Source organism: Gordonia sp. (in: high G+C Gram-positive bacteria) (assembly GCF_020438995.1).
Classification (GTDB): Bacteria; Actinomycetota; Actinomycetes; order Mycobacteriales; family Mycobacteriaceae; genus Gordonia.
On sequence record NZ_JAGQTN010000040.1, the window covers coordinates 1 to 26,792 of the forward strand.

Sequence of the window (26,792 nt, forward strand, 5' to 3'; positions counted from 1 at the left end):
CGCCGAGTTCCGCCTGGTGCCGGTCGTAGACCTCGACCCGCACCCGCACAATCCGCGTCGCCACCTCGGTGAGCTGACCGAGTTGGCGGCCTCGATCGCCCGGCAGGGTGTGCTCGACGAGCTGGTCGTGGTGGCCGGTGAGAAGGCGGGCCGGTGGTGGATCGAAGGCCCGTGAAGTTCTCTACCCCGCCGATCGTCTCGATGATGCCCTGAAATGCCTTGAGTCCCAGGAGGACCAGTGACGATGTACCCGCCCATCTACCGCGCCGACGACGGCACTCTGGTGTTTCATCTTCACGATCATGTCGTCAGCATCGATCCGTCAGACCCGGCTCGCATGCCCGGGTTCACCCACGGTCCCTTGCCCGAATCGCGGGTCGAGTTGCGGCCGATGCCGACGATCCAGGAGATGCGGGACCTCGTCGGTGAGGATCTCCCCGACCCGGATCCGCTGGATCCTGCGCATCTGCGGTGGGCGGGGAAACTGTTGGCTGCCTTCGACACTCCGAATGCCCAATACAATTCGGGCGACTTCTTCGACGCCGCAGACTCGCTCGAGGAGGAGATCGACGCCGCAGACTCGCTCGAGGAGGAGATCGTCGTACAGGTTGAGGCGATGGCGAAGGCGATCTTCGCCCCGACGATGACGATGACCACGCCCGAATCGTGGGATGCCGTACCCGAATCCAGGCGGCATGAGTGCCTGGCCGCCGCCCGGGCGGCGCTGTCGGCGTTGCGCCCATGCTGCTCCGACCAACGTCGCCGAATCCGCCGACGACGAGGCCCAGCGGTGAGCGCGGCCGAGAAGTGGGTGCGGTGCCTGGTCCGCACTGCCCGGGTGGTCCGCGGCCCCGACCTCGTCGACGTCCAGTACCAGCCTCTCACCGGCAGCACGCCGCCGAGGCTGGTGCCGGCGGTGCGGAACGGGATGCTGTACACCCGCTGGCGCGCTTCCGACACCGAGAAGTACTCGCACTTCTGGGTGCCGCTGACGGCTGTCGTGTCGATCGAGGAGCGCGACTGATGGCCGGCGTCGAGGAGTCGTCGTTGCAGCGGAATCTGCGGGTGCTCTCCATCGATGAGCGCCGCAAGTACGGCCGGTGTCTGGCGTGCGCTCAGCATCCGGAGAAGCAGGGTCATCACGCGGAGTGTCCGGCCGAGGTTGAGCCGCAACGGAACCGGCGGCGTCGATGAATACCGTGACCAGTGGCCGTGATCCTCCTACCGATCAGTGATTGATCCGAGTGTGTTTGATAGACAACGCCATTCATGCGCTCCCTTGTTGTCACAGTGCTGGCTACGCCCCGGTCCGGGAGCTACGCCGAGTACGACGACCTGGTGGTGCGTGCGCGGTGGTTGTCGTGTGCATGAGAGGAAGCCCTTCCGGTGCCGTTCTTTCAGGTCGATGACCAGTTGGCGATGAACCACAAGTTCCGCCGGCTCGATGAGATCGACCTCGAAGAGGACGGCTGGCGTGGGCAAGCCGCGCAGGCGTTGTGGGTGAAGGCGGGAGCGCATTCTCAGAATGTCGGGACCGACGGCGCGATCCGCCGTCTGGACCTGATCACGCTCGCGCCGCGACAGGCGGTCGAGTGTGCTGAGTTGCTCGTCGAGGTCGGACTGTGGCACAGGCCCGGCCATGACTGCGAGCAGTGCCCGCCACTGCCTGATGGTGTCGCGTATCTGTTCCATGACTGGTTTCAGATGCGGTACACCCCCGCCAAGGATGTCCGCACGAACCGGCGCAAGCGCAAGGAGCTGCTCACCCCGCAGCTCGTGGCGCAGGTGTGGGCGCGGGACTGTGTCGATCCGGAGAACCCGACGACCGGCAAGTGCCGCTACTGCGGAAAACTCCTCAAACACCAGGACCGTCGGTCGCCGACGAACATGCCGACCATTGATCACGTCAATCCCCGGAAGGCCTCGGGGATCCGGAATCTGGTGTTGGCGTGCAAGTCCTGCAATCAGAGCAAGGGCAACCGGACACCGAAGGATGCGGGCATGACCCTGCGTCCTCCGCCACGCCCGGAGCCATCCGAGATCGACGACCACGTCGCGGCCACGCCGCCGGCGGTGTCGATGGGTCACGAGTCAGAACCAGCCAGGCCGGGTAGCTCCCGGACCGGTCAAGAGTTCTCCGCTCCCATCACGCCGCCGCCGGCTCCTGTGGGTGACGAGCCAGAACCAGCGACACCGGGTAGCTCCCGGTCTCGCCAGGAGTTCTCCGCTCCCACAGATCCCGGCCACGACGAGGGTGACCAGCCCCGACCTGTGTCGGTGGGTGACGAGTCAGAACCAGCCAGGCCGGGTAGCTCCCGGACCGGTCAAGAGTTCTCCGCACCCAATCCGCCGCAGGTGTCTGGACGGTTGAACCCGCGGTCGTCGATCCCGGATGTCCGACGTGTGGACACCACCACGCCCGGCGACGCCCCGACTGCTCAATCGCCACCGGATCAATCCGGAAATCAAACACAAAATCAAGCTGATAATCACCGCCGAAATCACACCGAAACGCTGTCTACGCGCGGGCGCGCGCCTGGGCAGGGTCAGGGATTGGGTGTGGGTAGGGGTCTGGGGAAGGGTGAGCGATCTCCCGACCACACTCCTGCCCTGCCCGACCCTGGCGGTCCTGCTGTGTCCGGACCCGGGAGCCCTCGCCGCCGTCGTCGAGGACGGCGCCGGAGATCTCCGGCACCTCCATCGCTGCCTGTCGCCGAGGTCCTCGATGCCGGCGCGCCACCGCCTGGTGACCACGGTCCGGCGGGCGGGTTCGGTTCGCCGTACTACGGCTGGCATGGCCCGCCGTCGCCTGTCGTGGAAACCCTCTGCCCGATCCATCAGCAACCGTCGCCGTGCTGGAAGTGCGAGCGAGAACAGGAATCCGAGTGACCGACGACGACCCCGACTCCCTGACCCGCGCGGACATTGACGAGCTCGCGGCGAAGTTGGATCTGCTTCCGGATCTGGAGCGGGAGATGGCGATTGCGTTGACGGGGACGACGCGGCCGGGTGGGCCGGGTGTTCGTCGGCCAGCGCCGTCGTCGCGGCCGCCGTATCCGATTCATATCGAGGAGTTGCTCGCCGCGTTGCATGCGACGCTGCTCGCGACGGTGCGAGCGATCGAGCGAGACCGGGGTGCGGTGTATGACTCGGGTGCCTCGATCACTGCGGTCGGCGCGTGGCTGCTTCGGTACCGGTTCGCGTTGCAGTTGATGGCCTCTGGCGTCGAATTGCGCGACCAGCTCGTCGCGATCATCGATCGGTGTTCGCGGGCGATGAATCATGTTGAGCCCGAGTACGTGTACAGCGAGGCGAGGGTGAAGAAGGCGAACCGGAAGGTGGTCACCGGTCCGCAGGTCGAGAAGCTGGCCTATAAGCTCGGCGACTGCGGCCGGGGTCTCAACCGCAAACGGGTGACGTACCTGCGTCGGCGAGGTCTGCTCGCCGGCTGGCGCGACTCCACACCGATCGGTGGCGTCGAGCCCGAGTGGAAGTACCGCCTCGGTGATGTCCTTGCCGCACACCAGAAGGCGCGTTCCTACAAGCAGAGCGGGCAGGGTCGGACGGTTGGTTGATCCCGAATTCTCCGGTACTGGACTATGCTCGCGCATAGCGCGGCCGTCGTCTCTTCGGCCCGCTTCCCTATTCTTCCGCCGCGCGCGTCAACGCCGTTGCTCATTCACGGCAAAGCCCTCACACTCATGACCCGACTCCTCGATCCTGTTGCGGCGAGGTGGGCCCGGTTGTTGACTTCCCGGGCGAGGGCTGCGGGGCGCGGCGGAACCCTTCGAGGTTTCGACGAGGAGATTCAGGCATGGTGAACCCCCTTGGGCTTGGGATGGTGGGAGCCACCTCGGTGGCAGGTGGGTCCGGGTGGCGTGAGGAAGCGTTGCCCGGGCCTGCTGTCCCGCAGTCGTTCGAGATGCTCGCCGTTGTGCCCGGCTGTCATCGGCCGTGCCACGCGCATCAGGACACAACGAGGTGGTGGGCGGCGCAGTCCGACCGGCTCGCGGCCCGGTTGGGGTTGTCGTGAGTTGGGACGAGCAGCCGTCGCCGTCGAGTCGCCGGCCGCGTAAGGGCTGGGACCGGGTCCGGCGCAGGGTACTTCGCCGGGACGGCCACGAGTGCCAGATCCGCGGCCCTCAGTGCCTGGTCGCCGCGACCGAAGTTGACCACATCGTGAACGTCGCCTCGGGCGGCACGGACGATCCCGAGAACCTGCGGGCAGCCTGCCGGCCGTGCAACCGGGCCAAGGCGCAGGCCGAGGCCGCCGCGGCCCGCCGGGCGCGCTCTGCCGGCGGTCGTCACCCGACCGAGCGACACCCGGGCCTGTTGTGATCGAACGCGAGGTCGATCGAACACCGTTCGACCCCTGGGGGGGTGCCCCCGCCTGCCCCGAAGGGGCCCCGGAGGTCATAGCGGCTGAGACTCCGTACGGGTCTGGGCATCTCGGGTATCGGTGCAGGTCAGACGGGGTAAATCGTGGCTTCCGGAGCGGCTCGGCGAGCACTGGCACACCCGACCCCTATGACGATGTATCTGATTGTCTACCAACGAATTACGTGAATTGAGGTGAAATCTTGGCAGGAAGGGGCCCGACACCGAAGGACCCGGCGAAGCGGGCTCGTCGCAACGCCGACCCGACCAAACGGGCGACGTACCTGCGTGATCCGGACGTCGTACAGCCGGCGTTGCCGACGTTCTACGAGTTCGATCCGGACGGTTCTCGCCGCAAGTATGTGTGGTCCGAACGCACCCGCCAGTGGTGGAAGAAGTGGGGCGCCGAGCCCCTCGCGCAGGACTTCACATCGGTCGAGTGGGAGTACATGCTCGACACCGCGCGGGTGCACAACGCGATCTGGCGTGACGGCGAGATGAAGCTGATGGCCGAGTTGCGGCTGCGGGTGGCGAAGGTCGGCGCGACGGTCGAGGACCGGCAGCGGCTGCGGATCGAGTACGCGCCGGTCGTCGACTCCGACGGTGGTGGCGCCCCGTCGGGTGGTGCCAGGGCGCGGCGCGGCCCGTTGAAGGCGGTCTGAGCGTGGACAGGGTCGTCGAGAAGACACGTGCGGTGCTCACGATCGGCGGCGCGTACACGGTGAAGGAGTTCCGTGATCCTGCCGATGCCGTCGCCGAGATCGGCTGGTATCGGGATCGTGCGACGGCGTGGGCCCGGCCGAACCTGATCGACGCCGACCCCGATCGCGGGATTCTGGTGATCGCGACCTACGAGCCGATCGTCGGCCGGCCACCCGATCGCACGATCGGCTGGGTCGCCCACTTGCTGACCGGTCTCGCGCGCGTCGGTGTCCATCATCGCGATGTGCATCCCGGGAACATCGTCCTCGGCCACGCCGGCATGCCTTACCTGATCGACTGGGAGACTGCCGTGCTCGCGCCGGGCGCGCCATCGTATGACCTGACCGGCCCCTCGGAGGCCGTCCCGACACCTGCGATCCACGACGCCGTGCGCGGCGCCGGTGGGTACGTCATGTGGTGGGACTCCGACCATCGTTCGTCCATCCGCAACCTGTGGGGAGTGACCACTGATGAACTATCAGCCTGACTGGGTCGACGGCCAGACCGTCGGCACCGGCCGCCGCGACGCCGAAGGCCGCGCCGACGCCATCGCCGACTACCTCGGCGACCGGCGAGGTTTCTCGGTGCTCGACCTCGGCGCGTACACCGGCTACTTCGCGCACCGCTTCGCCTACACGCACGGCGCGAAGGTGGTGGCCGTCGACGATCACCCGAACCTGCGCGAGGGCCCGGGCGTGGTCGTAGTGCGTGAGCAGTTGACGCCGCCGGCTATCCGTAAGCTCGGCCCGTTCGACGTCGCGTTGTGTCTGTCGGTGCTGCACCATCAGCCGAAGTGGCGTGCGTACCTGAACGCGCTGTGCGCGTCCGCCGAGCTGGTGTTCGTGGAGACCGCGCACCCTGACGAGGTGTTGCCGAAGGCGGTGGCGCACGGCCAGTCCCGGGCGATCACCAAGGAGCTGGAGAAGCGCGCCGAGCGTGTCATCGCGCGCACTCCGGGCTATGACGCGTCCTGTGAGCGGCCGCTGTGGGTCATTCGGGCATCGCAGTAGTCACCTCCGGGTGGGGCGGCTACTCGCGGTACCTGCCCGGGTGGGCATGGTCGGTGGCCGCGCAGACGGTCCGGCCCGACGAGGTGGTGATCGTCGACTGCGGGTTCGACGACTGGGTCCAGGTCCAGACCGCGACCCGCATCCTCGCCGAGGCCGGCATCGCGTTCGCGGTCCGGCAATCGACGTACCTGGGCTACGGTGCGGCCCGGAACGCGGCAGTTGAGGTGACCTCTGCGGAGTGGGTGATTCACCTCGATGTCGATGATCGGTTGTTCTCGTGGGCGATCGCCGACACGCTGGCGTTGACCGCCGCCGCGGACGTGGTGTCACTCGGGGCATTGCATCGGGGTGAGGCGCGATGCTTCCCGCGGGTGTCTGCCCAGCGCATCCTCGACGAGGAACTGGGGTGCTTCTCGTGCGCGGCGTTCCGCCGTGAGCTCTGGGAGCGTCGGCCGTGGCACACCTACAACGACTGGGTGGATTCGACGTTCTGGGTGGGCCTGGCGCATCTGGGTGCGCGGTTCGCCGGGTCGGACCGGCCGCAGTTCCTGTATCAGGACCATCCCGACTCCACCAGCCACCGCCTCACCCATATCGACCGCCTCCTGGCGGCGCGCCAGCTCCGGGCCGCATGTGCCCAGTGGACACTGACGTAACCGTCTGTCCCCCAACTGAATAGATCCTGAAAGTAGTTCGGCCCCGGCCAGCGTTGATGCGCTGCGATTCCGGGGCCTTGCCATTCCTCGAAGGAGAATGACTGTGTCACACGATAAGTCATTGCTGATCACCACTTCGGTGGTGGCGCATTCGGCGCGCAAGGCGGCGGCGTTCGATCTCGCGATCGCCCTCGATGCCAGCGTGGCGTACGACTTCGAGGGCGAGTTCGGGCCCGGTGTGAATCATCGGCGCGCGTGGGAGTTGGCGCAGTGCCCGGACGCCGACTGGGCGGTGGTCATCGAGGACGATGTGGTGCTCGCCGACAATTTCCCGGACCGGCTGGCCGAGGTGTTGTCGTCGGCGCCGACGCCGGTGGTGTCGCTGTACGCCGGCCTGCACTTCCCCCGCCACCTCGCGCCGCCGCTGGCCGGCTATATCCACGCGGCGGCGCAGCGCGGCGAGCGGTGGGTGCAGGCGTCAACGCTCAATCATGCGGTGGCCGTGGCCATCCGTCAGGACCTGGTCGACGACATGCTCGACAACATCGAGCTCCTCGTCGACTACATGCCGATCGATGAGGCGATCACCGTCTGGTGCCAAGAACGCGGTCACGAGGTGTCGTACTGCGTCCCGTCGATCGTCGACCATGCCGACGGCCCGACGTTGATCGATCACCCGGACGGCATCGAGCGGGACATGCCGCGGCGGGCGGTGCTGTTCGCCGATCCCCGCTGATGCCGTGGCGTCCGTCCGTCGAGGGTGAGGTCCCGACCCTGGGCTGGGGTGTCATCGACTGGATCACCGAGATGCTCGCCGCGCCGGACCGCGCCGAGTACGAGCCGTTCCGGCCGTACCTGGAGCAGGAGGACTTCATCCTGCACTGGTATGCCCTGGACCCGGCGACCGGCCGGCGCCGCTACAACCGCGGCGTGCTGGGACGCCCTCGCGGGCACGGCAAGTCGCCGCTGCTGGCCGCACTCGCGTGCGTCGAGGCGTGCGGGCCCGTCCTGTTCGACGGCTGGGACGCCTGCGGCCAGCCGGTCGGCAAGCCGTGGTCGTCGGTGCGGACCCCGATCGTGCAGCTCGCCGCGGTGAGCGAGGAGCAGGTCCGCAACACCTGGTCTCCGGTGCTGGAGATGATGCGCGCCGAGGCGCCGATCCACGAGCATGTCCAGGGCCTTGAGGTGATGGACACGTTCATCAACCTGCCGAACAACGGCCGCATGTCGGCGATCACCTCGTCGGCCCGCACCGTCAAGGGCGCCCGCGCCGTGTTCGCCGTGCTCGACCAGACCGAGGAATGGGTTCCATCCAATGGTGGTGTGCGGCTGGCGAACACGATGCGCGCCAATGCCGCGAAGGTGGGTGGGACGACGTTGGAGTCGCCGAATGCCTACATTCCGGGTGAGAACTCGGTGGCTGAGCAGTCGGCGAACTTCTGGGCCGATATCCGGCAGGGCCGCGCCAAGGACGACGGTCTGCTGTACGACCATCGTGAGGCGCCGCCGGAGACGGATATGACTGATCGGGCGTCGCTGATCGCGGGTTTGCGGGTGGCGTATGGGGATTCGTCGGCGCATCCGGATGGGTGTGTGATTCATCAGCCGCCCTGCGCGCCGGGGCATGTGGATCTGGACAGGTTGATCGCGACGATCTGGGATCCGGCCCAAGACCCGCAGCAGTCGCGCAGCGACTTTCTGAATCAGATCACGCACGCTTCGGATGCGTGGATCTCGCAACCGGATTGGGCTGCCGCGCTCGATGGTGATGCGGTGCTCGCCGATGGTGATGCGATCAGCCTCGGGTTCGACGGGTCGCGTGGCCGGACGAAGGGTAAGGCCGATGCGACGGCGCTGATCGGGTGCCGGATCGCTGACGGGGTGCTGTTCGAGGTGCGGGTGTGGGAGCAGCCGGCCGGTCCGTCCGGTGATGGGTGGGTGCCGAATCCGCTGGATGTGGATGCGACTGTGCGGCAGTGCTTTGACCGCTGGAATGTGGTGGCGTTCTATGCCGATCCGTCCGGGTGGGGTGAGCATGTGGCCCGCTGGGAAGCCACCTATGGGCGGCGGTTGAAGGTGAAGGCGACTCGGTCTGAGCCGATCGCGGTGTGGCCTCGGGGGAAGAACTCGCAGGTCGGTCAGGCGGTCGAGGAGTTCCGGCAGGCCGTGCTGAACGGTGAGGCACGCCATGATGGTTCGCCGTCGCTGACCCGGCACGTCCTGAACGCTCGTCGGCGGTCCACGCGCACCGGATACCTGCTGTACAAGGCGTTCCCCGACTCGCGGGACAAGATCGACGCCGCCTACGCCGCGGTCATGGCGTGGAAGGCCCGGATCGACGCTGTCGCGGTGGGTTTGGACAAGAAGAAGAGCAGTGGTGGTGCGACGTTCGTGTGAAAGAGGTGGGGTCTGTGCTCGATGAGAACGAGATCAGAGCGGTCATCGGCAAGATGTGGCAGCTGCATCTGTCCGAGCGGGGTGAGCTGGACCGGGTCGGCGGGTACGCGCGCGGTCAGCTCGGTGTGCCGGCGGTGCCCGAGGACACCGGGGACGAGGTCAAGGACATCGCGAAGTTGTCGGTGAAGAACGTCCTCGGGGTGGTCGTCGACTCGTTCGCGCAGAACTTGTCGGTGACCGGGTATCGGACGGCGGCCTCGGCTGACAACGATCCGGGGTGGGCGTTGTGGCAGGCCAACCGGATGGATGCGCGTCAGGCTCTGGTGCATGTGCCGGCATTGACCTACGGTGCGGCGTACGTGACGGTCACCCGCGGGCCCGGCGGCCGGGTGCGGTTGCGTCCGCGCGGGCCGAAGGACATCCTGACCGCCTACGTCGACCCGCTCGCTGATGAGTGGCCGCAGTTCGCGTTGGAGATCTGGCGCACCCAGGATGGGGCGAAGCTGCGGCGTAAGGCGAACCTGTACGACGAGAAGTTCATCTACCCGCTCGACCTCGGTGAGATCACAGAGCACGACCCGCTGCACAGGTCGGCGACCAACCCGATCACCCCTACCGTCGACGGCGACCCGGTCGAGCATGGTGCGGTTCTCGACGGTGCGCCGGTGGTGCCGGTGGTGCGGTTCGTCAACGCGTGGACTGCCGACGGGCAGATCGTCGGTGAGGTCGCCCCGTTGATCCGGGATCAGCAGACGCTGAACGCGGTGAACTTCGACCGGCTGATCGTCAGCAGGTTCGGTGCGTTCCCGCAGAAGGTGATCTCCGGGTGGTCGGGGTCCAAGGATCAGGTGCTGGCCGCCTCAGCGCGGCGGGTGTGGACGTTCGAGGATGCCGAGGTCAAGGCCACCACGCTGGCGGCGGGGTCGACGACCGACTACAACGCGATCCTGGAAGAGATCGTGCAGCACATCGCGCTGCGCGCCGGCATCAGCCTGGCGAACGTGACCGGCAAACTGGTGAACGTCTCCGCTGAGGCACTGGCGGCCGCCGAGGCGAACCAGCAACGCAAGCTGGCAGCGCGGCGTGAGTCGTTCGGTGAATCCTGGGAGCAGGTACTGCGGCTGGCTGCGGCGATGGACGGGGACGAGGCCACCGCCGCCGACTCCGGCGCCGAGGTCGTCTGGCGTGACACCGAGGCGCGCGCGTTCGCGGCGGTTGTCGACGGTATCGCCAAGCTCGCCACCGCCGGCATCCCCCTCGATCAGCTCGTTCCGCTGGTGCCGGGGTTGTCGCAGCAGCAGGTGCAGGGCATCAAGGTCGCGATGCGTGCCTCGGCGACGACGACGCTGGTGGATCGGTTGCTGGCAGCACCGCCGGCGCAGATCCCGCCGCCGTCGGATCGGGATGTGGCCGAGGTCCTCGACGGCACCCTGGTCGGCGAGGACTGAGGCGGTGCCTGTCGCGGTGGCCGAGTTCCAGGGCGTGCTCGCCGAGTTGGCGCGTCGGCTCGGTACCTCGCTCACGCAGCTGCTCGCGGTGTTTGATCAGCTCGAACCTGCCGAGCAGTACGCGTTCATCACCGACGCCTACCCCGACCTGCTGCTGCCCTACCTCGTCGCGGTAGGTGAGGTGTCGGCGCAGTTCTATGCCGAGCAACCCACCACCGACGATCCGGCGCTGTTCGTTCCCGAACCGGCCGTCCTGCCCGAGGCGGAGGCGTTGGCGATCACCGGTAGGTGGGCGCTGACCACGAACGATCCGCTCGCCTCGCTGATCGCGGCCGCCACCAAAGCGCTGTATGACCAGTCGCGCGACACGGTCCTGGACAACGTCGAACGCGAGGGTGTGAAGTGGGCGCGGTACGCGTCGTCGACCGCGTGCGGGTTCTGCCGGATGCTGGCCACCCGCGGCGCGGTGTACACCTCCGAGGCTGCCGCCGGTTCTGTGGTCGGCCGCGCTCCGTCGCTGACCGCTGGTGACCGTCGTGCGATCGCTGCCGGGACGCTCACCGCCGAGCAAGCCCGCGCCAACCGCTCCACCTACTCCTCAGCCAAGGCTGCTGCCAAGGCCGGCCGCAGTGTCGGGAATGCGAAGGTGCGGCGGTTGCGCGGCAACCAACAGCATGGCGAGAAGTACCACCGCAACTGCCGGTGCATGGCCGTGGCCGTGCGTGCTGGGGACACCTACGAGCCTCCGGCGCACGTGCAGCAGTGGGAGCAGGACTACCAGGCCGCGCGCAAGCAGGCCAAGGCTGAAGGCCTCACCAACGAGCGCGGTGTGCCTGATCCAGCGGCGATCGCCAAGCTCATGGACTCGGCGCCCCGTGCACGCCGCGACCCAGTCAAGCAGGTACTGGCCGAGCACGGGTCAGGCGGAAGTGGCCGGAGTGGACAGGGCAACCCTCCACGTCAAGGTAGTGGGCCGTCTCGTCCGGCCGCAGCTGGAGGTGGTGGAACTCCTCCGCCGATCGACCCGCCGAACCTCGCATCCGTCACCGGTTCACCCGACCCTGATCCGGAGGATCTTGCCGCATGGCTGGCCGCCGAGAAGCGTTGGAACTCGCTACCTCCAGAGAAGCCCCCTGGTCGCACCCTCGTCGATCCCGCCAGCGTCCATAGCACGTACAACCGGCAAGGAGATACGACTCGCATGAGGAGGACACTGGCCGCAGACGATTGGCGGTACATCGCCGATCCCGCCGACCGTGCCACCGCGATGTTGCAGTACAAGCACGAGGACCGACAACTCGTCGAGCGTGTGGCGGTGAACATCGGCACAGGTCGTGAACCGTTTGCAGGCATCAGCAAGTCCGCGGAGTTCAAGTACGTCGTCCAGCACTACCGTAAGCCCGGCTTGTACGAGAAGCACGACTACCGTGCCGACCTGGAGGCGGCAGCAGCCCGCCTCATTCGCATGACTGCCGAGGATCGGAACCTGGGGGTCGTGTACCGCGGCATCAACTTGCCGGCCATGACCGAGGATCGGATCATGAAGCGATTCGCGAAGGGAAAGATCGAGGGAGGTACACCTGGCGACAACTGGTCGTTTGCATCAGCGACGAAGAGCCAGAAGGTTGCCTACTCGGGCTACGCCAGACATGGTACGACGCGAATTGTGTACGAGATTCGCGGAGCACACGGTGCGGACCTGAACAGCGTCGGCAAGATGTTCGAGAGCGAAGAGTGTATCCTGAACGGGCAGATTCGGATACTGGAGGATGCTCAGATCAGTGCCCCTGACCCGAATGACCCGGATGTTCGAGAAGTGAGGGTGGTAGCGGAATGGGTAGGAAGCCGGTTCCCAATGACCACATTGCAGTGACTACCTCGCTGCGCGACTCCGACGAGATGTCCACGTTTGAACGCGACGGTCGTACATTCGTCTCGTTTCCAGACGACATGTTCCTCTACGAACGCGACGAAAAAGGGCTCCTCTCACGTGTCCCTCCTGACGAGTTGCCACCCGTAAATTACCCGGAAGGCTACGTATCCATTTTCGATCAGCCCTATCCCGACGATTGGGATCTGCCACCCATCGACAGCTACGCCGATAAACCGTCGGTCTGGCTGTGAGCGACAGGTCCGGACCGATTCCGAGGACCAGGCGTAGAGTATCGAGCGCAAGGTCAGACACCCGTGCCAGCTCTGAGATAACGAGCCCTAACAACGCGCGGGGGAGTCTGGCCTTGCATACGTGCCTGGCCGTCGGGCATGAGCAGTTGCGTGAGATCGAAGAGCGGTACCGGCGGCAGAACGATCCGATGGTGGTGACACCCCACCGATGAGGTGATCGACCTCGACGAACCGACCTGACAACCGAACAACCCAGATCGAAAGCCCCGCATCCTCATCCGGAGGGTGCGGGGTTTCGTCATGAAAGGAATCCCATGTCCAGATCAGTGACTGTCGTCCTCCACGAACGCGAGGGCGGTCGCGCTGCGGTGTGCGCGGTGTTCGACACCTTGCAGGCGGCCGCCGACGCATTTCCTGCCGAGTTACGCCGTCAACTCGGGTATCGATTGGCCGAGTCGGAGTTGTACGAGACCAGCGGCCTCACCCCGAACGAGGTCATGCGCCTACCCGATCCCGGGCCGGTCGCTGGGTCGGGTGAGGTGCGGCTGCTCGTCGACCCGCAACTGTATGTCGGCAACTCGGTGGCGGTGTCGGTGTATCCGGTCTCACCCGATCCTGACCCTGACCCCGCACCCGACGGCGAGGACGAGGACATCCGCACCCTCGTCGCGCGTCTGCTGGAGGTGGTTGTGAAGATTGCCCACGATACGGGCGCGATCCGGACGGCCACCGAGCTGGCGGCGCCACGCGTCCACAACATCGACGTCACCGCATCGCGGCTCGAAGACGCATTCGTCGCGGCGAAGAAGGCGGAGAAGACCCGCGCCGCGACCCTATAGCCAACCAAGCACCCTCAACTGGAAGGAACGTTCATGACCGACTCCACTCCCGCCCCTGGCTCCGACTCGACCCCGCCTGCGGCCGGCGCCGACAACGCCGGCACGACGCCGCCGGCGAGTGCCACTTTCGAGCCGATCACTTCGCAGGAGGACTTCGATGCCGCGGTCGGTGCGCGGGTGGCGCGTGAGCGCGCCAAGTTCGAGAAGTTCGACGAGTACAAGACCGCGGCCGCCGAGCTCGCGCAGATCCGGGACGGGGAGAAGACCGAGCTGCAGAAGCTCACCGACCAACTGGCGGCGGTGACGGCTGAACGTGATGCGGCGCAACGGTCCTCGTTGGTGTCGTCGGTGGCGGCGGCCAAGGGTGTGCCGGCGTCGGCGTTGGCCGGCGCGACACGCGAGGAGCTCGAAGCTGCGGCGGATGCGTTGATCGCGTGGCGCGGCGAGCAGGCCACTGTCCCGCCGGCGCCGAAACCGTCTGTGCGGGACCTGAAATCGGGTACGACGGGTGCGGCTGTGCCGGATGCTGATCCGAAAGCGGCTGCTGCGGAGGCGTTGCGCAGGTTCAGGTCGGGCACGTAGTGCTGGCGTGAATGTCGGCGCGTGTGGTTATGATGGCCGCACGCGTTCCCCGGTAGTACGACGGTGCTGGGGAGCATTCACAGCGGACCCCGTTCGGACCTCAATTTGTTCACCTCGCGCACCCCCATATTTGTGTGGTGCGAGTGCGCTTGACGTCTGATTGGAGAGTCCGCGATGCCTGATATTTCGCGCGCGGAAGTGGCCAGCCTCATTCAGGAGGCGTATTCGAACGATCTGCTCACCGGTGCGAAGGAAGCGTCGACGGTGCTGCAGGCCTTCCCCACCGTCTCGATGGGCACCAAGACCACGCACATGCCGGTGCTCGCGGCGCTGCCCGAAGCGGGGTGGGTGTCCGAGTCGGCGACCGCCCCGGGTGGTGTGAAGCCGCAGTCCGAGGCCGCGTGGCAGGACCGGACGCTGGTGGCCGAGGAGATCGCGGTGATCATCCCCGTGCACGAGAACGTTCTCGACGACGCCAGCACCGATGTGCTGTCGGAGATCTCGGCGCTCGGTGGTCAGGCGATCGGTAAGAAGCTCGACCAGGCGGTGCTGCTGGGCACCGACAAGCCCGCGTCGTGGGTGTCGCCGGCGCTGTTCGCCGCCGCGACCACCGCAGGCCAGTCGCTGGCTGTGTCGGGGTCGACGGCGTCGAAGAATGACCTCGTCGGTCGTATCAACCAGGTGTCCGAGCTGGTGGCGGCTGCCGGGTATCTGCCCGACACTCTGGTGGCCGGTCTGGCGCTGCGGTTCCAGGTGGCGAACCTGCGTGATGCCAACGGGCAGCCCATCTTCCGGGACGAGTCGTTCGCCGGGTTCCGCACCTACTTCAACAAGAACGGCGCCTGGAATGCTGCGAGTGCTGCTGCGCTGGTGGTGGATTCCTCGCGGGTGCGGATCGGTGTGCGGCAGGACATCACGGTCAAGCTGCTCGATCAGGCGACCGTCGGGTCGATCAATCTGGCCGAGCGGGACATGGTCGCGATCCGCATGAAGGCACGGTTCGCGTATGTCCTCGGCGACGGTGCGACCGCGGCTGGTGCGGCGAAGACTCCGGTCGGTTTGGTGACCCCGGCGCCGTCGGGGTCCTGAGCCGAAGGGCTGCGCGCTGATGGCGACCACGCAGGCTGATGTCGAGGCCCGGATCGGGCGGGCCTTGACCTTGGACGAGGCGGCCCGGGTGCCCGGTCTCCTGCAGGAGGCTGCGGCTCTCGTGGTCGGCTATCTCGGCGACACCTACGACCAGGATCTTCCGGTCGTGGTGATCGTCGAGTCCCGCATGGTTGCCCGGGTCCTGCTCGCCGACGGCGAGATGCCGGCGAACTCGACGGGTGTGTCGCAGACCGCGGGCCCGTATTCGCGTAATCACACGTTCACCGAGGGCTCGACGTCGGGGGCGCCGTGGTTGTCGGCGGCCGACAAGCAGATGCTGGCCGGGCTACGCGTCGGCATGGTGTCGGTGTCGTTGGGATCGGAGCGGTACCTGTGACCGCATCGTTCCCCGCCCCGTTCATGGTTGATGTGCGTGAGGTGATCGACGGCCCGCCTGATGATTTCGGGGTCCCGACCACCGACTGGTCGCCGTGGACATCGCACCCGGTCTATGGGTGGGGTGCGCCGGCCACGGCCGAGCCGAAGCTCGCCGGTCATGACCGTCAGGTCGTTGACGTCGAGCTGCTGGTGCCGCCGTCGTTCCCCGCGCTCTCGCATCGGGCGCAGGCCCGTCTCGACGGTGCCGAGTTCGATGTGATCGGCGAGGTCGAACGCTACGACCACAGTCCGTTCGGCTGGAATCCTGGTGGGCTGCTCAATCTTCGGAGGGTGGTGGGCTGACATGGCACGAGTGCAGGTCGTGTACGACGACAACGCGTTTCGGCGGATGGCGTCGAATCCGGTGGCGTGCCAGCTCGTCGCCGAGCAGGTCCAAAAGACGATGGCGCATCTGGATTCCGATGATTACGGGTATGCCGAGAACGAGTCCGGTGGTGATCGGGTGCGTGGTGCGGTGTGGACCGGGACCGGCCGCGCCAAGGCGCGCACCGCGCGCCATGGTGAGTTGCTGCGGGCGTTGACGTCATGACCGACACGGTGGTGTTTCCGAAGGTTGAGGCCGAGCTCGTCCGTGTCCTGGGTGAGCGGTTGCCGGGGTTGCCGGTGGCCGCGCAGGTGCGGCCGCAGGTGATCCCGGAATCGGGGTGTGTCCTGGTGTTGGCGGTTGGGGGCACCGGCCGGACGCTGGCGCTGTCGCAGCGGCTGGTGCAGGTGTTCGTGTGGGCCGGTACCGCCTCGGCTGCGGCGGCGCTGATCGAGCAGGTGGTCGCCGCGGTCGTCGACGCCGGCCGCGACCCTGCCGAGAAGCGGGTGCGTGGCGTGGGGGTTGCCGGGGAGCCCTCGTTCAATCCTGATCCTGATTCGTCGATGCCCCGCTATTCGGCGACCCTCATCCTCGTTGTTCGTGGAAAGCCCACGGGCTGAATTGTTTTCGATCCTGCCCGCCGGGCAGGGCTGACGTCCTGTGAAAGGGGCATGTCATGGCTTCTACTGCTGCCAACGTCGCATCTGCGATGCCGCGCGTCACCGGCGCGGTCCGGTGCGCCCCCAAGGGCACCCCGGGTCCGACCAACGCGACCGTCGCGATCAATGTGGCGTTCGATGATCTCGGGTATGCCGGTGAGGACGGGATCACCGAGTCGATCGCGCGGGATTCGGACAAGAAGAAGGCGTTCGGTGGTGCGACCGTCCGGATTCTGCAGACCAACTACGACAACACGTTCAAGTTCGTGCTGATGGAGCACAAGTCGGCGAAGGTGCTCAAGCGGGTGTTCGGTGCGTCCAACGTGATCGAGGACGGTCTCGGGAACATCACGGTCCGCAAGAACAAGAAGACGCTGCCGGTCGAGTCGTGGATCTTCGACACCGCCGACGGGGATGACCTGGAGCGGGTGTGGGTGCCCGAGGGGCAGGTGTCCGAGGTCGGTGACATCGTGCGCGTGCACACCGACACCATCGCTTACGAGCTGACCGTCGAGTCGTTCGAGTCGGCGCTGATCGATGGCGACAACTCGCGCACGTTCATGTACGTCGATGCGCTCGCCCCGTCGGGCAGCTGATGATCTCGCCGGCGGGAGCGTTTCCGCTGGACCCGGCCGCCCTCGCCGGCGGGGCCGTAGCGGGCCGGGAACAGCACATCCATCGAGTTGAGAGGCTGGGTCCAGCAATGGCATTCGAGAAGTACCACCACCAGGTCGCCGTCGACACCGACCAGGTGCGCGAGGAACGCCACACCGCCGAGGACGGCACGATCACGATCACCGAAGTGCCGGTCACCGAGACGGTCGAGATCGTGTTGCCCAAGTGGGGGCAGTTGCCGGGCGGTATCTTCCGCAAACTCCGGCACGCCGACGAGGCCGAGCAGTACTTCGGGTTGATCGAGGCGTTGCACTCGCGCGGGTTCATCGACGACGACACCCTGGCGAAGGTCGATGATCTGACGCTCAACGATCAGATGCAGTTGATGACGGCGTGGCAGGAGGATTCGGGGATCAGCCTCCCGGAATCTTCGGCCTCCTGACCCTCGTCGACGGCGAACACAAGGAGGCTCTCGAACGTGACCTCATCGACCTCGGTCTGCGGCTGCGCGACGCCGGTTCCCCCGGTTTCGAGTGGGCTGATCTGCGGGCCATCGTGCGGTGGGCGCCGAAGTCCTCGGCGCTCTACCGGTCGATGTATCCGCCGGACGAGGACTCGGCGTGGGGGTTGCAGGAGATGTTGCTCGCGGCGATCGCCGACTCGTTGCGGTGGTTGCAGTGGGCCAAGACGAAAGACGGTGCGCGTGGCCGGAATATGCCCGAGCCGATCCCGCGGCCCGGGCATCGGCCGAAGGTCACCAAGCATGGCGGGAAGGCGTCGACGCCGATGGATCGGGCCCGTAACCGGTTCATGGTGCCGCGCCTGCCGGCCGGCTCGACGGAGGATCGCTCGGCGAAGGAAGGGAGCTGACCGGTGGGTTCTGGCAACACCGTGAATCTGGCGACCGCCTATGTCGAGGTGGTGCCGAGTTTCGGTGGCTTCCGTGAGGCGGTGAACAAGCAGTTCGGTGCTGTCGAGTCGTCGGCCGCCTCGACCGGTAAGAAGGCCGGCGGGCTGATGTCGGGGGCGTTGTCCTCGGCTATGGGTGCGGGTATCGCGAAGGTGACCGGCACTATCTCGTCGGGGCTGACGATGGCCTTCACCAAGGGCTTCGACCGGCTGAACTCGATCGATCAGGCGCAGGCGAAGCTCAAGGCGCTCGGGAACTCGGCGTCCGATGTCGAGAACATCATGACGTCGGCGACCGCGTCGGTGAAGGGGACCGCCTACGGGCTCGGTGATGCGGCGACCATCGCCGCCAACGCCGTAGCGGCCGGGATCAAACCCGGGCAAGAACTCACCAAGTATCTGACGATGACCGCGGACGCCGCGGCCATCGCCGGCACCGATCTGGGCGAGTTCGGTGACATCCTCAACGGGGTACAGACCTCGGGTGGGGCGATGAATGACACCCTCGACCAGGTCGCCGGCCGGGGTATCCCGATCTACCAGTGGCTCGCCGACGAGATGGGTGTGACCGCCGACGAGGTGTCGGACCTGGCCGCCGACGGGAAGGTGTCCTCGGAGATCTTCTTCGCCGCGATCAACAAGAATGTCGGCGGCGCCGCCAAGACCATGGGTAACACCTTCCAGGGGTCGCTGGAGAACACCAAGGCCGCCCTCGGCCGGTTCGGTGCGGCGATCCTCGACGGCCCGTTCAAGGCGATGCCGAACGTGTTCTCCGGTATCACCGCCGGGATCGACACGATGACCTCGCGGGTCAAGGGTGTGATCGCGATCTTGTCCACTGGTGATTTCAACGCCGAGATCCGCAAGCTGCTCGGTGGCGCCGAGGAGGACGCGCCGCTGGTGGACAAGCTGTTCCGGGTGCGCGAGGCCATTCAGCAGACCGTGGGTGCGGTGAAGTTGTTCGCGACAGGTGATTTCAACGCCGATATCGCCAAACAGCTCGGGGTGGACGAGGATTCGGGCCTGGTCGACAAGATCTTCACCGCCCGCGAGATGGTGTCCGGGTGGGGTGATCAGCTCTCCAGCATCTTCACCCAGCTGTCGGGGGCGGCGGTGGCGATCGCGCCGGCGATCGCCTCGATCGGTCAGTCGCTGGCAGTAGCGTCAGCGGCGATCGGCATCTCCGTGTGGGGTCTACTGCTGACCACCCTCGAAGCGCTCACTCCGATCATTGTCGGGATTCTGGTGCCGGCGATCCAACGGCTCGGTGAGCTGATGAGCGAGAACCAGGGTGTGGTGACCGCGCTGGTCGTGGCCTACTCCGGGTTCCGGACTGTCAAGCTGCTCGTCGGGGGTGTGTCGACGGCGATGGCGTTCGGCCGCGGCATCATGGCCACCTACACGATGGCCACCTACGGCCTGGCCGGCGCGCAGACGACGCTGTCGGGCAAGCTCGCCGCCGCGGTGGGTGCGCTTCGCGGGAAGGCTGCGGCCGAGGGGATTTCGACGGCCGCGGCGGTGCGGGCGACGATCGCGGAGAAGGCGCGTGCTGTCGCGCTCAAGATCGGCGCCGTCGCGTCGAGGGCCGCTGCGGCGGCCACCTGGTTGTTCAGCGCGGCGATGCGCGCGAACCCGATCGGGATCGTGGTCACCGCCCTGATCGGCCTCGGTGCCGCTCTCGTGTTGGCGTACAAGAAGTCCGAGACCTTCCGCAACATCGTGAACTCGGCCTGGTCGGGGATCAAGTCCGCGGTCGGTGCTGTGTGGGGTTGGTTGCAGGCGTCGGTGTTCCCGGTGTTCACCTCGGCGCTGCAGGCGATCGGTGGTGCTGCGACGTGGCTGTGGCAGAACGCGATCATGCCCGCGTTCAACGGGATCCGTACGGTGATCGGCCTGTGGTGGACCGGTGTGCAGGCCTACTTCGCCGTCGCCAAGACGGTGTTCAGTGCCCTCGGCTCCGTGGTGATGTGGTTGTGGCAGAACGCGATCGTGCCTGCGTTCAACGGGATCAAGACCGTCATCGGCGTGTGGTGGAGCGGTGTGCAGGTCTACTTCGCCGTGTTCAAGACCGCGCTCGGTGTGGTCGGGTCGGTGGTGACCTGGCTGTGGACGAATGTCGTGGTCCCGGCCTGGGATGGGATCAAGTCGACGATCTCGGCGGCGTGGAACGGTGTGATCAAACCCGTGTTCGACACGCTGCGTTCGGCGGTGTCCAAGGTCGGGGATGCGTTCACCACCATCTGGAATTCGGTGATCAAACCCGTCTGGGAAGGGCTCGGCGACGGCATCAAGCCTGTGTGGGAGTCGGTGATCTCGCCGGCGTTCGATGCGCTCAAGTCGGGGCTGTCGAAGGTCGGCGAGTTCTTCTCCACGATCGGTAAGGGCATCGAGTCCTCGTGGGATGCGATCAAGGGGTACGCGTCCACACCGATCCGCTGGGTGGTGGAGACGGTGTGGAACAACGGCCTGCTCAAGGCGTGGAAGGCCCTGGACTTCTTCCTGCCCGGTACCGCGCCCGGGCCGATCAGTCTGGCGTTCGCCTCCGGTGGTCCGGTCCCGTTCGGGAAGGGCGCGCGGCGCGGTAAGGACTCGGTACATGGTCTGCTGATGCCCGACGAGCATGTGTGGGACACCGAGGATGTCGAGCGTGCCGGTGGCCATAGGACGATGTACGGGATGCGTGCGGCGGTGATGGCCGGCCGGCCGTTCGCGTGGACCCCGCGCGGTGGGCTCGGCAGCATCGGCGAGGGTGGTCCGATTCAGGCGATGTTCGCCGAGGGTGGTGGGGTGTCGGCCGGTGACCGACTGTCCCGGTCCGGTGGTGAGGGGAATCTGCTGCCAATCGGTGTGCTGATGAAGCGGGTCATTCACGCGTTGTGGAAGAACATCACCGACATCGGAGGCTACCGGGTCGACAGTTTCCACGAGCATGACACCGGGTCGACGCTGGATGTGATGATCCCCGGCTCGGACAAGAAGACCGGCGACAACGTCAACGACTTCGTGCACGCCAATCGCAAGAACTACCCGTACAACTGGACAATCTGGCAGCAGAAGATGTGGTACCCGGATGGTCCTCGCGGCCAGATGATGGAGGATCGGCGCTCCCCGACGCAGAACCACATGGACCATGTCCACGCGTACTGGAAGAACAAGAACGTCGACCCGAATGTCGTGCCCGACGACATGGAGCTGTCAGATTTCGGGGGCATGACCGACAGTGACAAGCGGTCGTGGTTGGCGAAGAAGTCCCGCGAGGTGTTCGACGGGCTGATGAGTGGCATCAAGGCGATGCTGAACGATCTGTGGCCCGGAGGGACCGGGAAGATCGGCGATTTCCCGAAGGAGTTCTTCGACAAGTCTGTCACCGGCGCGTTGAGCACCACCCTCAAGATCGTGTCCGAGCTCAAGGACATCGGCCACTGGTACAAGCTTGGCAAGGAGGCGCTCGGCGACGTCGCCAAGACCATGTGGAAGGGCGTCACCGCACCGATCAAGTGGGGCGCGGGCCTGTTCCGTGATCAGGGCGGATATCTGCCTGAGGGTATGTCGGTGGTGCGCAACGAGACCGGCAAACCCGAGGCGGTCCTGAACTGGGAGCAGCTGAACAAGGTCATCAAGCTGATGGAGTCGGGTGCGACCTTGTCGGACGCGGTGAAGAAGGTGGGTGCCAAGAGGATCGAGACCGCGCCGGTCGGTGCGCAGTCCCTCGACCATGACGCCTCGCTGTCGGAAGTCAAGGCTGCCGCCAAACGTATTGAGGCGAAACAGAATCAGCAGACCAAGCACACCTACGAGCAGGGCAAGCTGCAGCGTAAGCAGGCCTTCGACGACGCGAAACTCAAGCGGGAGCAGCAGTTCGACGACGCGAAGGCCGACCGCAAGGCCAGGCTGGATGCGGATCTGGATGCGGTGCGCGCGCGTCGCAAGAACAAGGAGATCACCGCTGAGGAGGCGACCGCGCAGTCCAAGGCGTTGCGTGATGCGTACAAGAACGACATCGTCACCCTGAAATCGGATTTCTCTGCGGCCGAGTTGAAGAACAAGCAGGACTTCGATGCCGCCGAGAATCAGAAGAAGTCCGCTTCGGGTACCTCTGATGAGCTGACGAAGACGTACGAGGCCGGAAAGTTGCAGCGTCAGCAGGAGTTCGACCGTCAGGCACTCGAACTCAAGCGGCAGAAGGACACTGGTGTGCTCGCGGCGGCCGACTACGACACCAAGCTCGCCGACCTCAAGCAGGCCTTCGACAAGACCGAGTTGGACAAGAAGCAGGAGTACGACACGGCGAAGCTGAACGCGAAGCAGAACGCGGCCAACAGTGCCACCAAGTCCGGCACCACCAAGGCGGGGTCGAAGGGTTCGGACGAGCCGCAGCTCTCGCCGAAGGCCGAGTACGACAAGGCGCGCGCGGACACGATCTCGGGGTTGTTCGGGGATGCGGCGAAGTCGGCTGTCGAGGGGCAGGTGCAGGGCTGGCTCGGGGTATTCGGGATCGGTGATTCACCGCCGTTGCTGGCGGCCTACAACCAGTATGTGCAGGACAAGGAGGCCTACGACGCGATGATGAAGCGTCAGAAGGAGTTCGAGTCCAAGACCGGCGAGTTCGCACCGAACGACACTGCCACCGACACCTCGGTCGCCGATCCCACGACTGACGGCGCCACTGCTCCGGAGCCGGTGAAGGACGAGTCCGGGTTGACCACGACGAAGGTGAAGTCGAAGGTCGCCGACGTCGATGATGCTGTCGAGAATCCGGCCGGGTCCGGAGTGACGCGGTGGGTGCCGATCATCGAGACCGCTCTCAAGCGGGTGGGGCAGCCGGTCACCGATGCCCTCGTCAGCGCGACAACCCACCGGATGAACCAGGAATCGTCCGGCAACGAGAAGGCGATCAACCTCGACGACTCGAACGCCGCCGCCGGGACCCCGTCGAAGGGGTTGATGCAGATGGTCGACGCCACCTATCAGGCCTATCGCGACAAGGGTCTGGTCGACGATATCTGGAATGGCTACAGCAACCTGGTGTCGTCGATGACTTACGTCCTCAAGGACCCTAAGTACACCGGTAGGGGTTTGGTGTCGGTGTACCGGCAGGCCGGCGGCTACCGCGATGGTGGCTGGATTCGTGGCAAGGGTGGCCACCGTGACGACATGGTCCCGATCCTGGCCTCGGACGAGGAATTCATGGTGAATGCTCGTGCGGCAAGGATCAATCGGGAGGCGTTGCCGTTGTTGAACTCCGGGGTCAAGTTCGTGCCCGCATCGGCCGGCGGCGGTGGGGCCGGTGGGCCGGGGTATCGGGACCACGTCGAGTACCACATTTCGACGGCGAAGGTCGAGGACGCGTTCATCGAGGCGCAGCAGGCTGAGAAGCGTCGGGCAGCGATCGCGTTGGGGAGGTTGTCGTGACGTCCTCATTGTCCTCGACGGAGGCGGTGATCGAGTTGGTCACCGATGACGATCAGGTGACCGTCGCCGGGCCCGGTGCACCGTGGGAGGAGCATGGGATCGCCCTCGATCAGTCCCCTGACGGGATGTTCTCGACCGCGTTCAAGACGCGCACCGTTTCGGGGGCGTTCCAGATCGGCGGCCGGTTCGCCGGACACGACATTCCGGTGCGCGAGATGGTGTTGCCGTTCCATCTGCTTGATGTCGGCAATGGTGTTGAGGCGACGGTGTCGCGGTTCCGCAAGCTGTGGCCGATTGACGGGTCGACGGAGTGGCGGTACACCTCGGCAAAATCGGGGTTGCGGTGGCTGACCTCGCGGTTGTCGCAGCAGATCGCGTTCTCCCCCGAGCGGGACTGGAATGTCGACGGTTACGCGCATGCGGTGGTCTCGGCGTTGGCGTTGCAGCCGATGTACGAGAGCCCGAAGGATGCTGATTCGTGGTCGAATCCGTCTTCTGGCACCCACACCGACTATCTGAAGATCTCGAATCCGACCGATCAGAAGTGCTGGTTGGAGTGGTCGATGGACCCCGCGACGCAGTGGCGGTTCCCCGATTTCTCGTTCGGCAACGAGGGTAAGTGGCGGCGGGCGGTGGGTGCGGATGCGGCCCGGATGATTGTCACGCCGACGTTGACCTCGCGGTTGTCGGTGATGGCTGATCCGATGATGGAAACGTATGTGGCCGCGGATAAGTCGAATGTCACCGGGTTGTTCAACGGCATCGAGCCGATGTACTGGATTCCGCCGTACACCGAGGAGTTGGTGGTGCCGGTGCAGTGCACTGGTCCGGCCGGGGCGACGATCACGTGCACGATGCGCCGGTTCTGGTCGGCCGAGTCTGGATTGGAGTAGTGATGGCGGCCATTCAGGAGCGCGTGCAGGAGCTCGAAGATTTCCGGCTGTGGGCGCAGGAACTGCGCAATGAGCGCATCCAGCAGCGGGTCGAGCAGCCGTGGATCAGGTTGTGGGACGGTAACTGGCACTACCGTGGTGTGCTGGCCTCGGAGATCTCGGGGAATGTGTCGCTGCCGCTGAACGACACCGAGAAGCTCACCCTGACCCTGCCGATCGATCTCGATGATGAGCGGGGCACGTTCCTGGCGTTCTGGATTCTCGAAGAGGAGGAACGCGGGACCAGGAATGTGCACGTCACCATCGACAAGGACGGTGCCCGGGTCGGTGGCCGCATGCGCAAGGCCACCTTGATTCGCGGCGAGAAGGACGTGGTGGTCGTCGAGTTCGCCGGCGACATGGAGGAACTGAAGAACGTTCACGTGGCGCCGTCGCCGTTCCTGCCGCTGTCGGTGATCCAGATCCCGAAGATCTGGTTCCTGTGGTGCCCGGCCATCTACGGCCTGAAACTCACTCTCGCAGTGAACCTGTGGCGCCTCTCGCTCACGAACTTCAACCTGAATGCCGATCCGTTGAACTCGGCCGGGTGGGGTGCAGGGTTGTGGGCTGATGCGCAGATCGTCGTCAAGCCGGGTGCGCTCGGTGCTGATATTTCGCCGCCGACGATCATTACCGGCGCGATGCAGTCGTGGTGGGATATCGCCGCCCCGGTGTGTGAGGACGCCGAGCTGATGATCGTGACGCGGCGGTGGTTGACCGGTGATCCGCCGGCGTGGCCGGGTGCGCCGGCGCTGCGCAACGGCACCCTCGTGGTCGACATCGTCGACAAGTCGGGGTTCCGGACCGGCACCTCGATGGGTGGGAATCTCGCGACCGGGCTGGCGCGGGCGATCGCCGATGTCACCACCGGCAATGTGGAGGATTCCTACGATCTGTTCACCGGTACCCCGATTGTGGACACCTCGCAGTATCGGGTGCCGAACTGGATCGGGACGCTCAAGGAGCACCCGTACGTGGTGTACCGCGACGGTGAGGTCACCGGTATTCAGCAGACCGAGTTCTCGCGGGTACCGGGCGGGGCGTGCCGGATCACCGCCGGTGGCCGGTCGATGCCCGGGGTCAATGAGTTGCTGCGTGCTGGGGTGAATTATGCGGCGGATCTGTTGGGCGACAACATCATTATCCCCGGTCTCGGGTTCGGTATCGGCTCCCTGGGTGGGGCTCTGAACAGTTTCCTGGAACCGATCTACAAGGATTGTCTGCTGCCCTATATGTCGGTGCCGCTGATCTTGCGTGCCGCCGAACAGGGCTGGGGTCACTATTTGGAGACAGTGGCGACCGGGGTGATGCAGGCCTATACCCCGGCCGCGATCATGGCGCTGCGTTCGCGGCGCCGCGAGACCGACCCCGACACCAGTTTCACGTTGCAGATCGCTGACGCCTCGCCGTGGCTGATCGGTGATCAGGGGCAGGGGCATTGGTGGCTCGGCGATCGGGTCGGGGCGACCGTGAAGTACCTGGGCGCGCGGGTGTTTGTGCAGCGGTGCCGCCAGCTCGACCTGGCCTGGGGTGAGGGGAAGGCGCCGCAGTGGCAGGCCACGTTCGGTGATCCGCGTGCCAACCAGGGTCCCCTCGACAGGTTGATTGCGTTGGTGTCCAAGGCCTTCACCGGGCTGCAGCAGATCGGAGTGTGGGGATGACCGAGGATATGCAGGCCGCCGACACCGGTGATGCGGTCGCCGGTGAGGTCGTCGACACCGCGCCCACCGCGGCCGCCGATCCGCTGAAGGCGTGGGTGACCGCCGAGCGGACCTGGCAGTGGCTCGATGCCGAGCAGACCTGGCACACCGAGGCGCTGACCGGTGCGCTGGCGGTGGCGTTCGCGTTGCAGGAGGTGCCGCTGCTGTCGGTGCACGAGATGTTCGAGCCGGTGGCCAAGGTGATGGCGCGCACCGGGGTTCGGTCGACCAACTTCGTGGCCGCCGGCCAGCAGGACTATCTGCCGAAGTGGATCAAGAAGGAACTGGGCCAGCACACCCCCGGCAAGGCCGCCGATGTGCTGTCGAACCCGGCCGGTGAACTGCCGGCGGCCGAGTTCGGGTTCGCGAGCGTGGCAACGGCTCCGGAGATCCCGGCCGCGCTGCGTCGTAAACCTCCGAAGGCCAAGCGCGCCCAGGCGAAGAAGGTGAAGCATTGAACGGTGATGTGGTCCTGCCCTTCGACCGGACCCGGCCGACGGTGTCGCAGGACACCGGCTGGTTCTGCGGTCCGGCGGCCGCTCAGCAGGCGCTGATCGTGCGCGGTCTGCGCGTCGACG

The 26,792-nt window shown here is 66.1% G+C and carries 31 protein-coding genes; 30 read left to right on the forward strand and 1 reads right to left on the reverse strand.

Annotated elements, in window-relative coordinates; genetic code table 11:
* Positions 1 to 16 precede the first annotated feature (16 nt).
* The 3 genes from KDB67_RS22330 to KDB67_RS02985 all read left to right on the forward strand — a co-directional run bounded on the left by KDB67_RS22330 (position 17) and on the right by KDB67_RS02985 (position 1,194).
* Positions 17 to 175, forward strand: a complete 159-nt coding sequence (locus KDB67_RS22330) for a ParB N-terminal domain-containing protein (protein WP_366851695.1) — start codon at positions 17 to 19, stop codon at positions 173 to 175.
* A gap of 63 nt (positions 176 to 238) precedes the next feature.
* Positions 239 to 1,024 carry a hypothetical protein gene (locus KDB67_RS02980; RefSeq protein WP_291012206.1) on the forward strand — a complete coding sequence of 262 codons (786 nt, stop codon included), beginning with the start codon at positions 239 to 241 and terminating at the stop codon, positions 1,022 to 1,024.
* Positions 1,024 to 1,194, forward strand: a complete 171-nt coding sequence (locus KDB67_RS02985) for a hypothetical protein (RefSeq protein ID WP_291012208.1) — start codon at positions 1,024 to 1,026, stop codon at positions 1,192 to 1,194. The genes KDB67_RS02980 and KDB67_RS02985 overlap by 1 nt, the downstream gene beginning before the upstream one ends.
* A 27-nt stretch (positions 1,195 to 1,221) precedes the next feature.
* On the opposite strand, the gene KDB67_RS02990 is transcribed toward KDB67_RS02985, so the two are convergent.
* A complete protein-coding gene (locus tag KDB67_RS02990; RefSeq protein ID WP_291012210.1) occupies positions 1,222 to 1,863 on the reverse strand; it encodes a hypothetical protein in 642 nt (213 codons plus the stop codon).
* A gap of 24 nt (positions 1,864 to 1,887) precedes the next feature.
* Between KDB67_RS02990 and KDB67_RS22335 the strand changes: the two genes are divergently transcribed.
* From KDB67_RS22335 to KDB67_RS03120, 27 genes are all read left to right on the forward strand, one after another.
* Positions 1,888 to 2,889: an HNH endonuclease gene (locus KDB67_RS22335; protein ID WP_366851696.1), complete on the forward strand. Its 1,002-nt coding sequence runs from the start codon at positions 1,888 to 1,890 to the stop codon at positions 2,887 to 2,889.
* Entirely contained in the window at positions 2,886 to 3,575 is a 690-nt protein-coding gene (locus KDB67_RS02995) for a hypothetical protein (protein ID WP_291012213.1), read from the forward strand. Before KDB67_RS22335 ends, KDB67_RS02995 begins: the two co-directional genes overlap by 4 nt.
* Positions 3,576 to 3,814: 239 nt before the next feature.
* On the forward strand, positions 3,815 to 4,033 hold the full coding sequence (locus KDB67_RS03000; RefSeq protein ID WP_291012215.1) for a hypothetical protein: 219 nt from the start codon (positions 3,815 to 3,817) through the stop codon (positions 4,031 to 4,033).
* Positions 4,030 to 4,338 carry an HNH endonuclease signature motif containing protein gene (locus KDB67_RS03005; RefSeq protein ID WP_291012217.1) on the forward strand — a complete coding sequence of 103 codons (309 nt, stop codon included), beginning with the start codon at positions 4,030 to 4,032 and terminating at the stop codon, positions 4,336 to 4,338. The genes KDB67_RS03000 and KDB67_RS03005 overlap by 4 nt, the downstream gene beginning before the upstream one ends.
* Positions 4,339 to 4,580: 242 nt before the next feature.
* A complete protein-coding gene (locus KDB67_RS03010) occupies positions 4,581 to 5,039 on the forward strand; it encodes a hypothetical protein (RefSeq protein ID WP_291012219.1) in 459 nt (152 codons plus the stop codon).
* Positions 5,040 to 5,041: 2 nt separating this feature from the next.
* Positions 5,042 to 5,566: a phosphotransferase gene (locus KDB67_RS03015; RefSeq protein WP_291012222.1), complete on the forward strand. Its 525-nt coding sequence runs from the start codon at positions 5,042 to 5,044 to the stop codon at positions 5,564 to 5,566.
* Positions 5,550 to 6,089, forward strand: a complete 540-nt coding sequence (locus KDB67_RS03020) for a methyltransferase domain-containing protein (RefSeq protein WP_291012225.1) — start codon at positions 5,550 to 5,552, stop codon at positions 6,087 to 6,089. Before KDB67_RS03015 ends, KDB67_RS03020 begins: the two co-directional genes overlap by 17 nt.
* Entirely contained in the window at positions 6,065 to 6,745 is a 681-nt protein-coding gene (locus KDB67_RS03025; RefSeq protein ID WP_291012228.1) for a glycosyltransferase family A protein, read from the forward strand. The genes KDB67_RS03020 and KDB67_RS03025 overlap by 25 nt, the downstream gene beginning before the upstream one ends.
* 103 nt (positions 6,746 to 6,848) lie before the next feature.
* Complete coding sequence (locus KDB67_RS03030) at positions 6,849 to 7,481, forward strand: hypothetical protein (protein ID WP_291012231.1); 633 nt, start codon at positions 6,849 to 6,851, stop codon at positions 7,479 to 7,481.
* The gene (locus KDB67_RS03035) at positions 7,481 to 9,142 is read left to right on the forward strand and encodes a hypothetical protein (RefSeq protein ID WP_291012233.1); all 1,662 of its coding nucleotides are present in this window, start codon (positions 7,481 to 7,483) and stop codon (positions 9,140 to 9,142) included. The genes KDB67_RS03030 and KDB67_RS03035 overlap by 1 nt, the downstream gene beginning before the upstream one ends.
* Positions 9,143 to 9,156: 14 nt before the next feature.
* Positions 9,157 to 10,590, forward strand: a complete 1,434-nt coding sequence (locus KDB67_RS03040) for a phage portal protein (protein ID WP_291012235.1) — start codon at positions 9,157 to 9,159, stop codon at positions 10,588 to 10,590.
* Positions 10,591 to 10,594: 4 nt separating this feature from the next.
* Positions 10,595 to 12,463, forward strand: a complete 1,869-nt coding sequence (locus tag KDB67_RS03045; protein ID WP_291012237.1) for a hypothetical protein — start codon at positions 10,595 to 10,597, stop codon at positions 12,461 to 12,463.
* A complete protein-coding gene (locus tag KDB67_RS03050; protein WP_291012239.1) occupies positions 12,460 to 12,714 on the forward strand; it encodes a hypothetical protein in 255 nt (84 codons plus the stop codon). Before KDB67_RS03045 ends, KDB67_RS03050 begins: the two co-directional genes overlap by 4 nt.
* Positions 12,715 to 13,028: 314 nt before the next feature.
* Positions 13,029 to 13,553: a hypothetical protein gene (locus KDB67_RS03055; protein WP_291012242.1), complete on the forward strand. Its 525-nt coding sequence runs from the start codon at positions 13,029 to 13,031 to the stop codon at positions 13,551 to 13,553.
* A gap of 33 nt (positions 13,554 to 13,586) precedes the next feature.
* Positions 13,587 to 14,135 carry a hypothetical protein gene (locus KDB67_RS03060; RefSeq protein WP_291012245.1) on the forward strand — a complete coding sequence of 183 codons (549 nt, stop codon included), beginning with the start codon at positions 13,587 to 13,589 and terminating at the stop codon, positions 14,133 to 14,135.
* A 174-nt stretch (positions 14,136 to 14,309) separates the two neighbouring features.
* On the forward strand, positions 14,310 to 15,224 hold the full coding sequence (locus KDB67_RS03065; protein ID WP_291012247.1) for a phage major capsid protein: 915 nt from the start codon (positions 14,310 to 14,312) through the stop codon (positions 15,222 to 15,224).
* A gap of 19 nt (positions 15,225 to 15,243) precedes the next feature.
* Positions 15,244 to 15,621 (forward strand): hypothetical protein, encoded by a 378-nt coding sequence (locus KDB67_RS03070; protein WP_291012249.1) that lies wholly within the window; start codon positions 15,244 to 15,246, stop codon positions 15,619 to 15,621.
* Complete coding sequence (locus KDB67_RS03075; protein WP_291012252.1) at positions 15,618 to 15,965, forward strand: hypothetical protein; 348 nt, start codon at positions 15,618 to 15,620, stop codon at positions 15,963 to 15,965. Before KDB67_RS03070 ends, KDB67_RS03075 begins: the two co-directional genes overlap by 4 nt.
* 1 nt (position 15,966) lies before the next feature.
* Positions 15,967 to 16,212 (forward strand): hypothetical protein, encoded by a 246-nt coding sequence (locus tag KDB67_RS03080; RefSeq protein WP_291012254.1) that lies wholly within the window; start codon positions 15,967 to 15,969, stop codon positions 16,210 to 16,212.
* Positions 16,209 to 16,607 carry a hypothetical protein gene (locus KDB67_RS03085; protein ID WP_291012256.1) on the forward strand — a complete coding sequence of 133 codons (399 nt, stop codon included), beginning with the start codon at positions 16,209 to 16,211 and terminating at the stop codon, positions 16,605 to 16,607. Before KDB67_RS03080 ends, KDB67_RS03085 begins: the two co-directional genes overlap by 4 nt.
* Before the next feature lie 56 nt (positions 16,608 to 16,663).
* Positions 16,664 to 17,242: a hypothetical protein gene (locus KDB67_RS03090; protein ID WP_291012257.1), complete on the forward strand. Its 579-nt coding sequence runs from the start codon at positions 16,664 to 16,666 to the stop codon at positions 17,240 to 17,242.
* A 107-nt stretch (positions 17,243 to 17,349) separates the two neighbouring features.
* The gene (locus KDB67_RS03095) at positions 17,350 to 17,703 is read left to right on the forward strand and encodes a hypothetical protein (RefSeq protein WP_291012259.1); all 354 of its coding nucleotides are present in this window, start codon (positions 17,350 to 17,352) and stop codon (positions 17,701 to 17,703) included.
* Entirely contained in the window at positions 17,655 to 18,131 is a 477-nt protein-coding gene (locus tag KDB67_RS03100) for a DUF5361 domain-containing protein (protein WP_291012261.1), read from the forward strand. Before KDB67_RS03095 ends, KDB67_RS03100 begins: the two co-directional genes overlap by 49 nt.
* A gap of 3 nt (positions 18,132 to 18,134) precedes the next feature.
* Positions 18,135 to 23,582 carry a tape measure protein gene (locus KDB67_RS03105; RefSeq protein WP_291012263.1) on the forward strand — a complete coding sequence of 1,816 codons (5,448 nt, stop codon included), beginning with the start codon at positions 18,135 to 18,137 and terminating at the stop codon, positions 23,580 to 23,582.
* Positions 23,579 to 24,475 carry a hypothetical protein gene (locus KDB67_RS03110; protein WP_291012265.1) on the forward strand — a complete coding sequence of 299 codons (897 nt, stop codon included), beginning with the start codon at positions 23,579 to 23,581 and terminating at the stop codon, positions 24,473 to 24,475. Before KDB67_RS03105 ends, KDB67_RS03110 begins: the two co-directional genes overlap by 4 nt.
* A 2-nt stretch (positions 24,476 to 24,477) precedes the next feature.
* Positions 24,478 to 26,175, forward strand: coding sequence for a hypothetical protein (locus KDB67_RS03115; protein ID WP_291012268.1), 1,698 nt, complete (start codon positions 24,478 to 24,480; stop codon positions 26,173 to 26,175).
* The gene (locus KDB67_RS03120; protein WP_291012270.1) at positions 26,172 to 26,672 is read left to right on the forward strand and encodes a hypothetical protein; all 501 of its coding nucleotides are present in this window, start codon (positions 26,172 to 26,174) and stop codon (positions 26,670 to 26,672) included. The genes KDB67_RS03115 and KDB67_RS03120 overlap by 4 nt, the downstream gene beginning before the upstream one ends.
* The last annotated feature ends 120 nt before the right edge of the window (positions 26,673 to 26,792 follow it).

Bases quoted from the DNA above. Each gene is read 5' to 3' on its own strand.
- KDB67_RS03070 (WP_291012249.1), top strand. From the start codon at position 15,244: ATGGCGACCACGCAGGCTGATGTCGAGGCCCGGATCGGGCGGGCCTTG.
- KDB67_RS03115 (WP_291012268.1), top strand. From the start codon at position 24,478: ATGGCGGCCATTCAGGAGCGCGTGCAGGAGCTCGAAGATTTCCGGCTG.
- KDB67_RS22335 (WP_366851696.1), top strand. From the start codon at position 1,888: ATGCCGACCATTGATCACGTCAATCCCCGGAAGGCCTCGGGGATCCGG.
- KDB67_RS03020 (WP_291012225.1), top strand. From the start codon at position 5,550: ATGAACTATCAGCCTGACTGGGTCGACGGCCAGACCGTCGGCACCGGC.
- KDB67_RS03060 (WP_291012245.1), top strand. From the start codon at position 13,587: ATGACCGACTCCACTCCCGCCCCTGGCTCCGACTCGACCCCGCCTGCG.
- KDB67_RS03090 (WP_291012257.1), top strand. From the start codon at position 16,664: ATGGCTTCTACTGCTGCCAACGTCGCATCTGCGATGCCGCGCGTCACC.
- KDB67_RS02985 (WP_291012208.1), top strand. From the start codon at position 1,024: ATGGCCGGCGTCGAGGAGTCGTCGTTGCAGCGGAATCTGCGGGTGCTC.
- KDB67_RS03085 (WP_291012256.1), top strand. From the start codon at position 16,209: ATGACCGACACGGTGGTGTTTCCGAAGGTTGAGGCCGAGCTCGTCCGT.
- KDB67_RS03035 (WP_291012233.1), top strand. From the start codon at position 7,481: ATGCCGTGGCGTCCGTCCGTCGAGGGTGAGGTCCCGACCCTGGGCTGG.
- KDB67_RS03080 (WP_291012254.1), top strand. From the start codon at position 15,967: ATGGCACGAGTGCAGGTCGTGTACGACGACAACGCGTTTCGGCGGATG.
- KDB67_RS03065 (WP_291012247.1), top strand. From the start codon at position 14,310: ATGCCTGATATTTCGCGCGCGGAAGTGGCCAGCCTCATTCAGGAGGCG.
- KDB67_RS03000 (WP_291012215.1), top strand. From the start codon at position 3,815: ATGGTGAACCCCCTTGGGCTTGGGATGGTGGGAGCCACCTCGGTGGCA.
- KDB67_RS03120 (WP_291012270.1), top strand. From the start codon at position 26,172: ATGACCGAGGATATGCAGGCCGCCGACACCGGTGATGCGGTCGCCGGT.
- KDB67_RS03055 (WP_291012242.1), top strand. From the start codon at position 13,029: ATGTCCAGATCAGTGACTGTCGTCCTCCACGAACGCGAGGGCGGTCGC.
- KDB67_RS03095 (WP_291012259.1), top strand. From the start codon at position 17,350: ATGGCATTCGAGAAGTACCACCACCAGGTCGCCGTCGACACCGACCAG.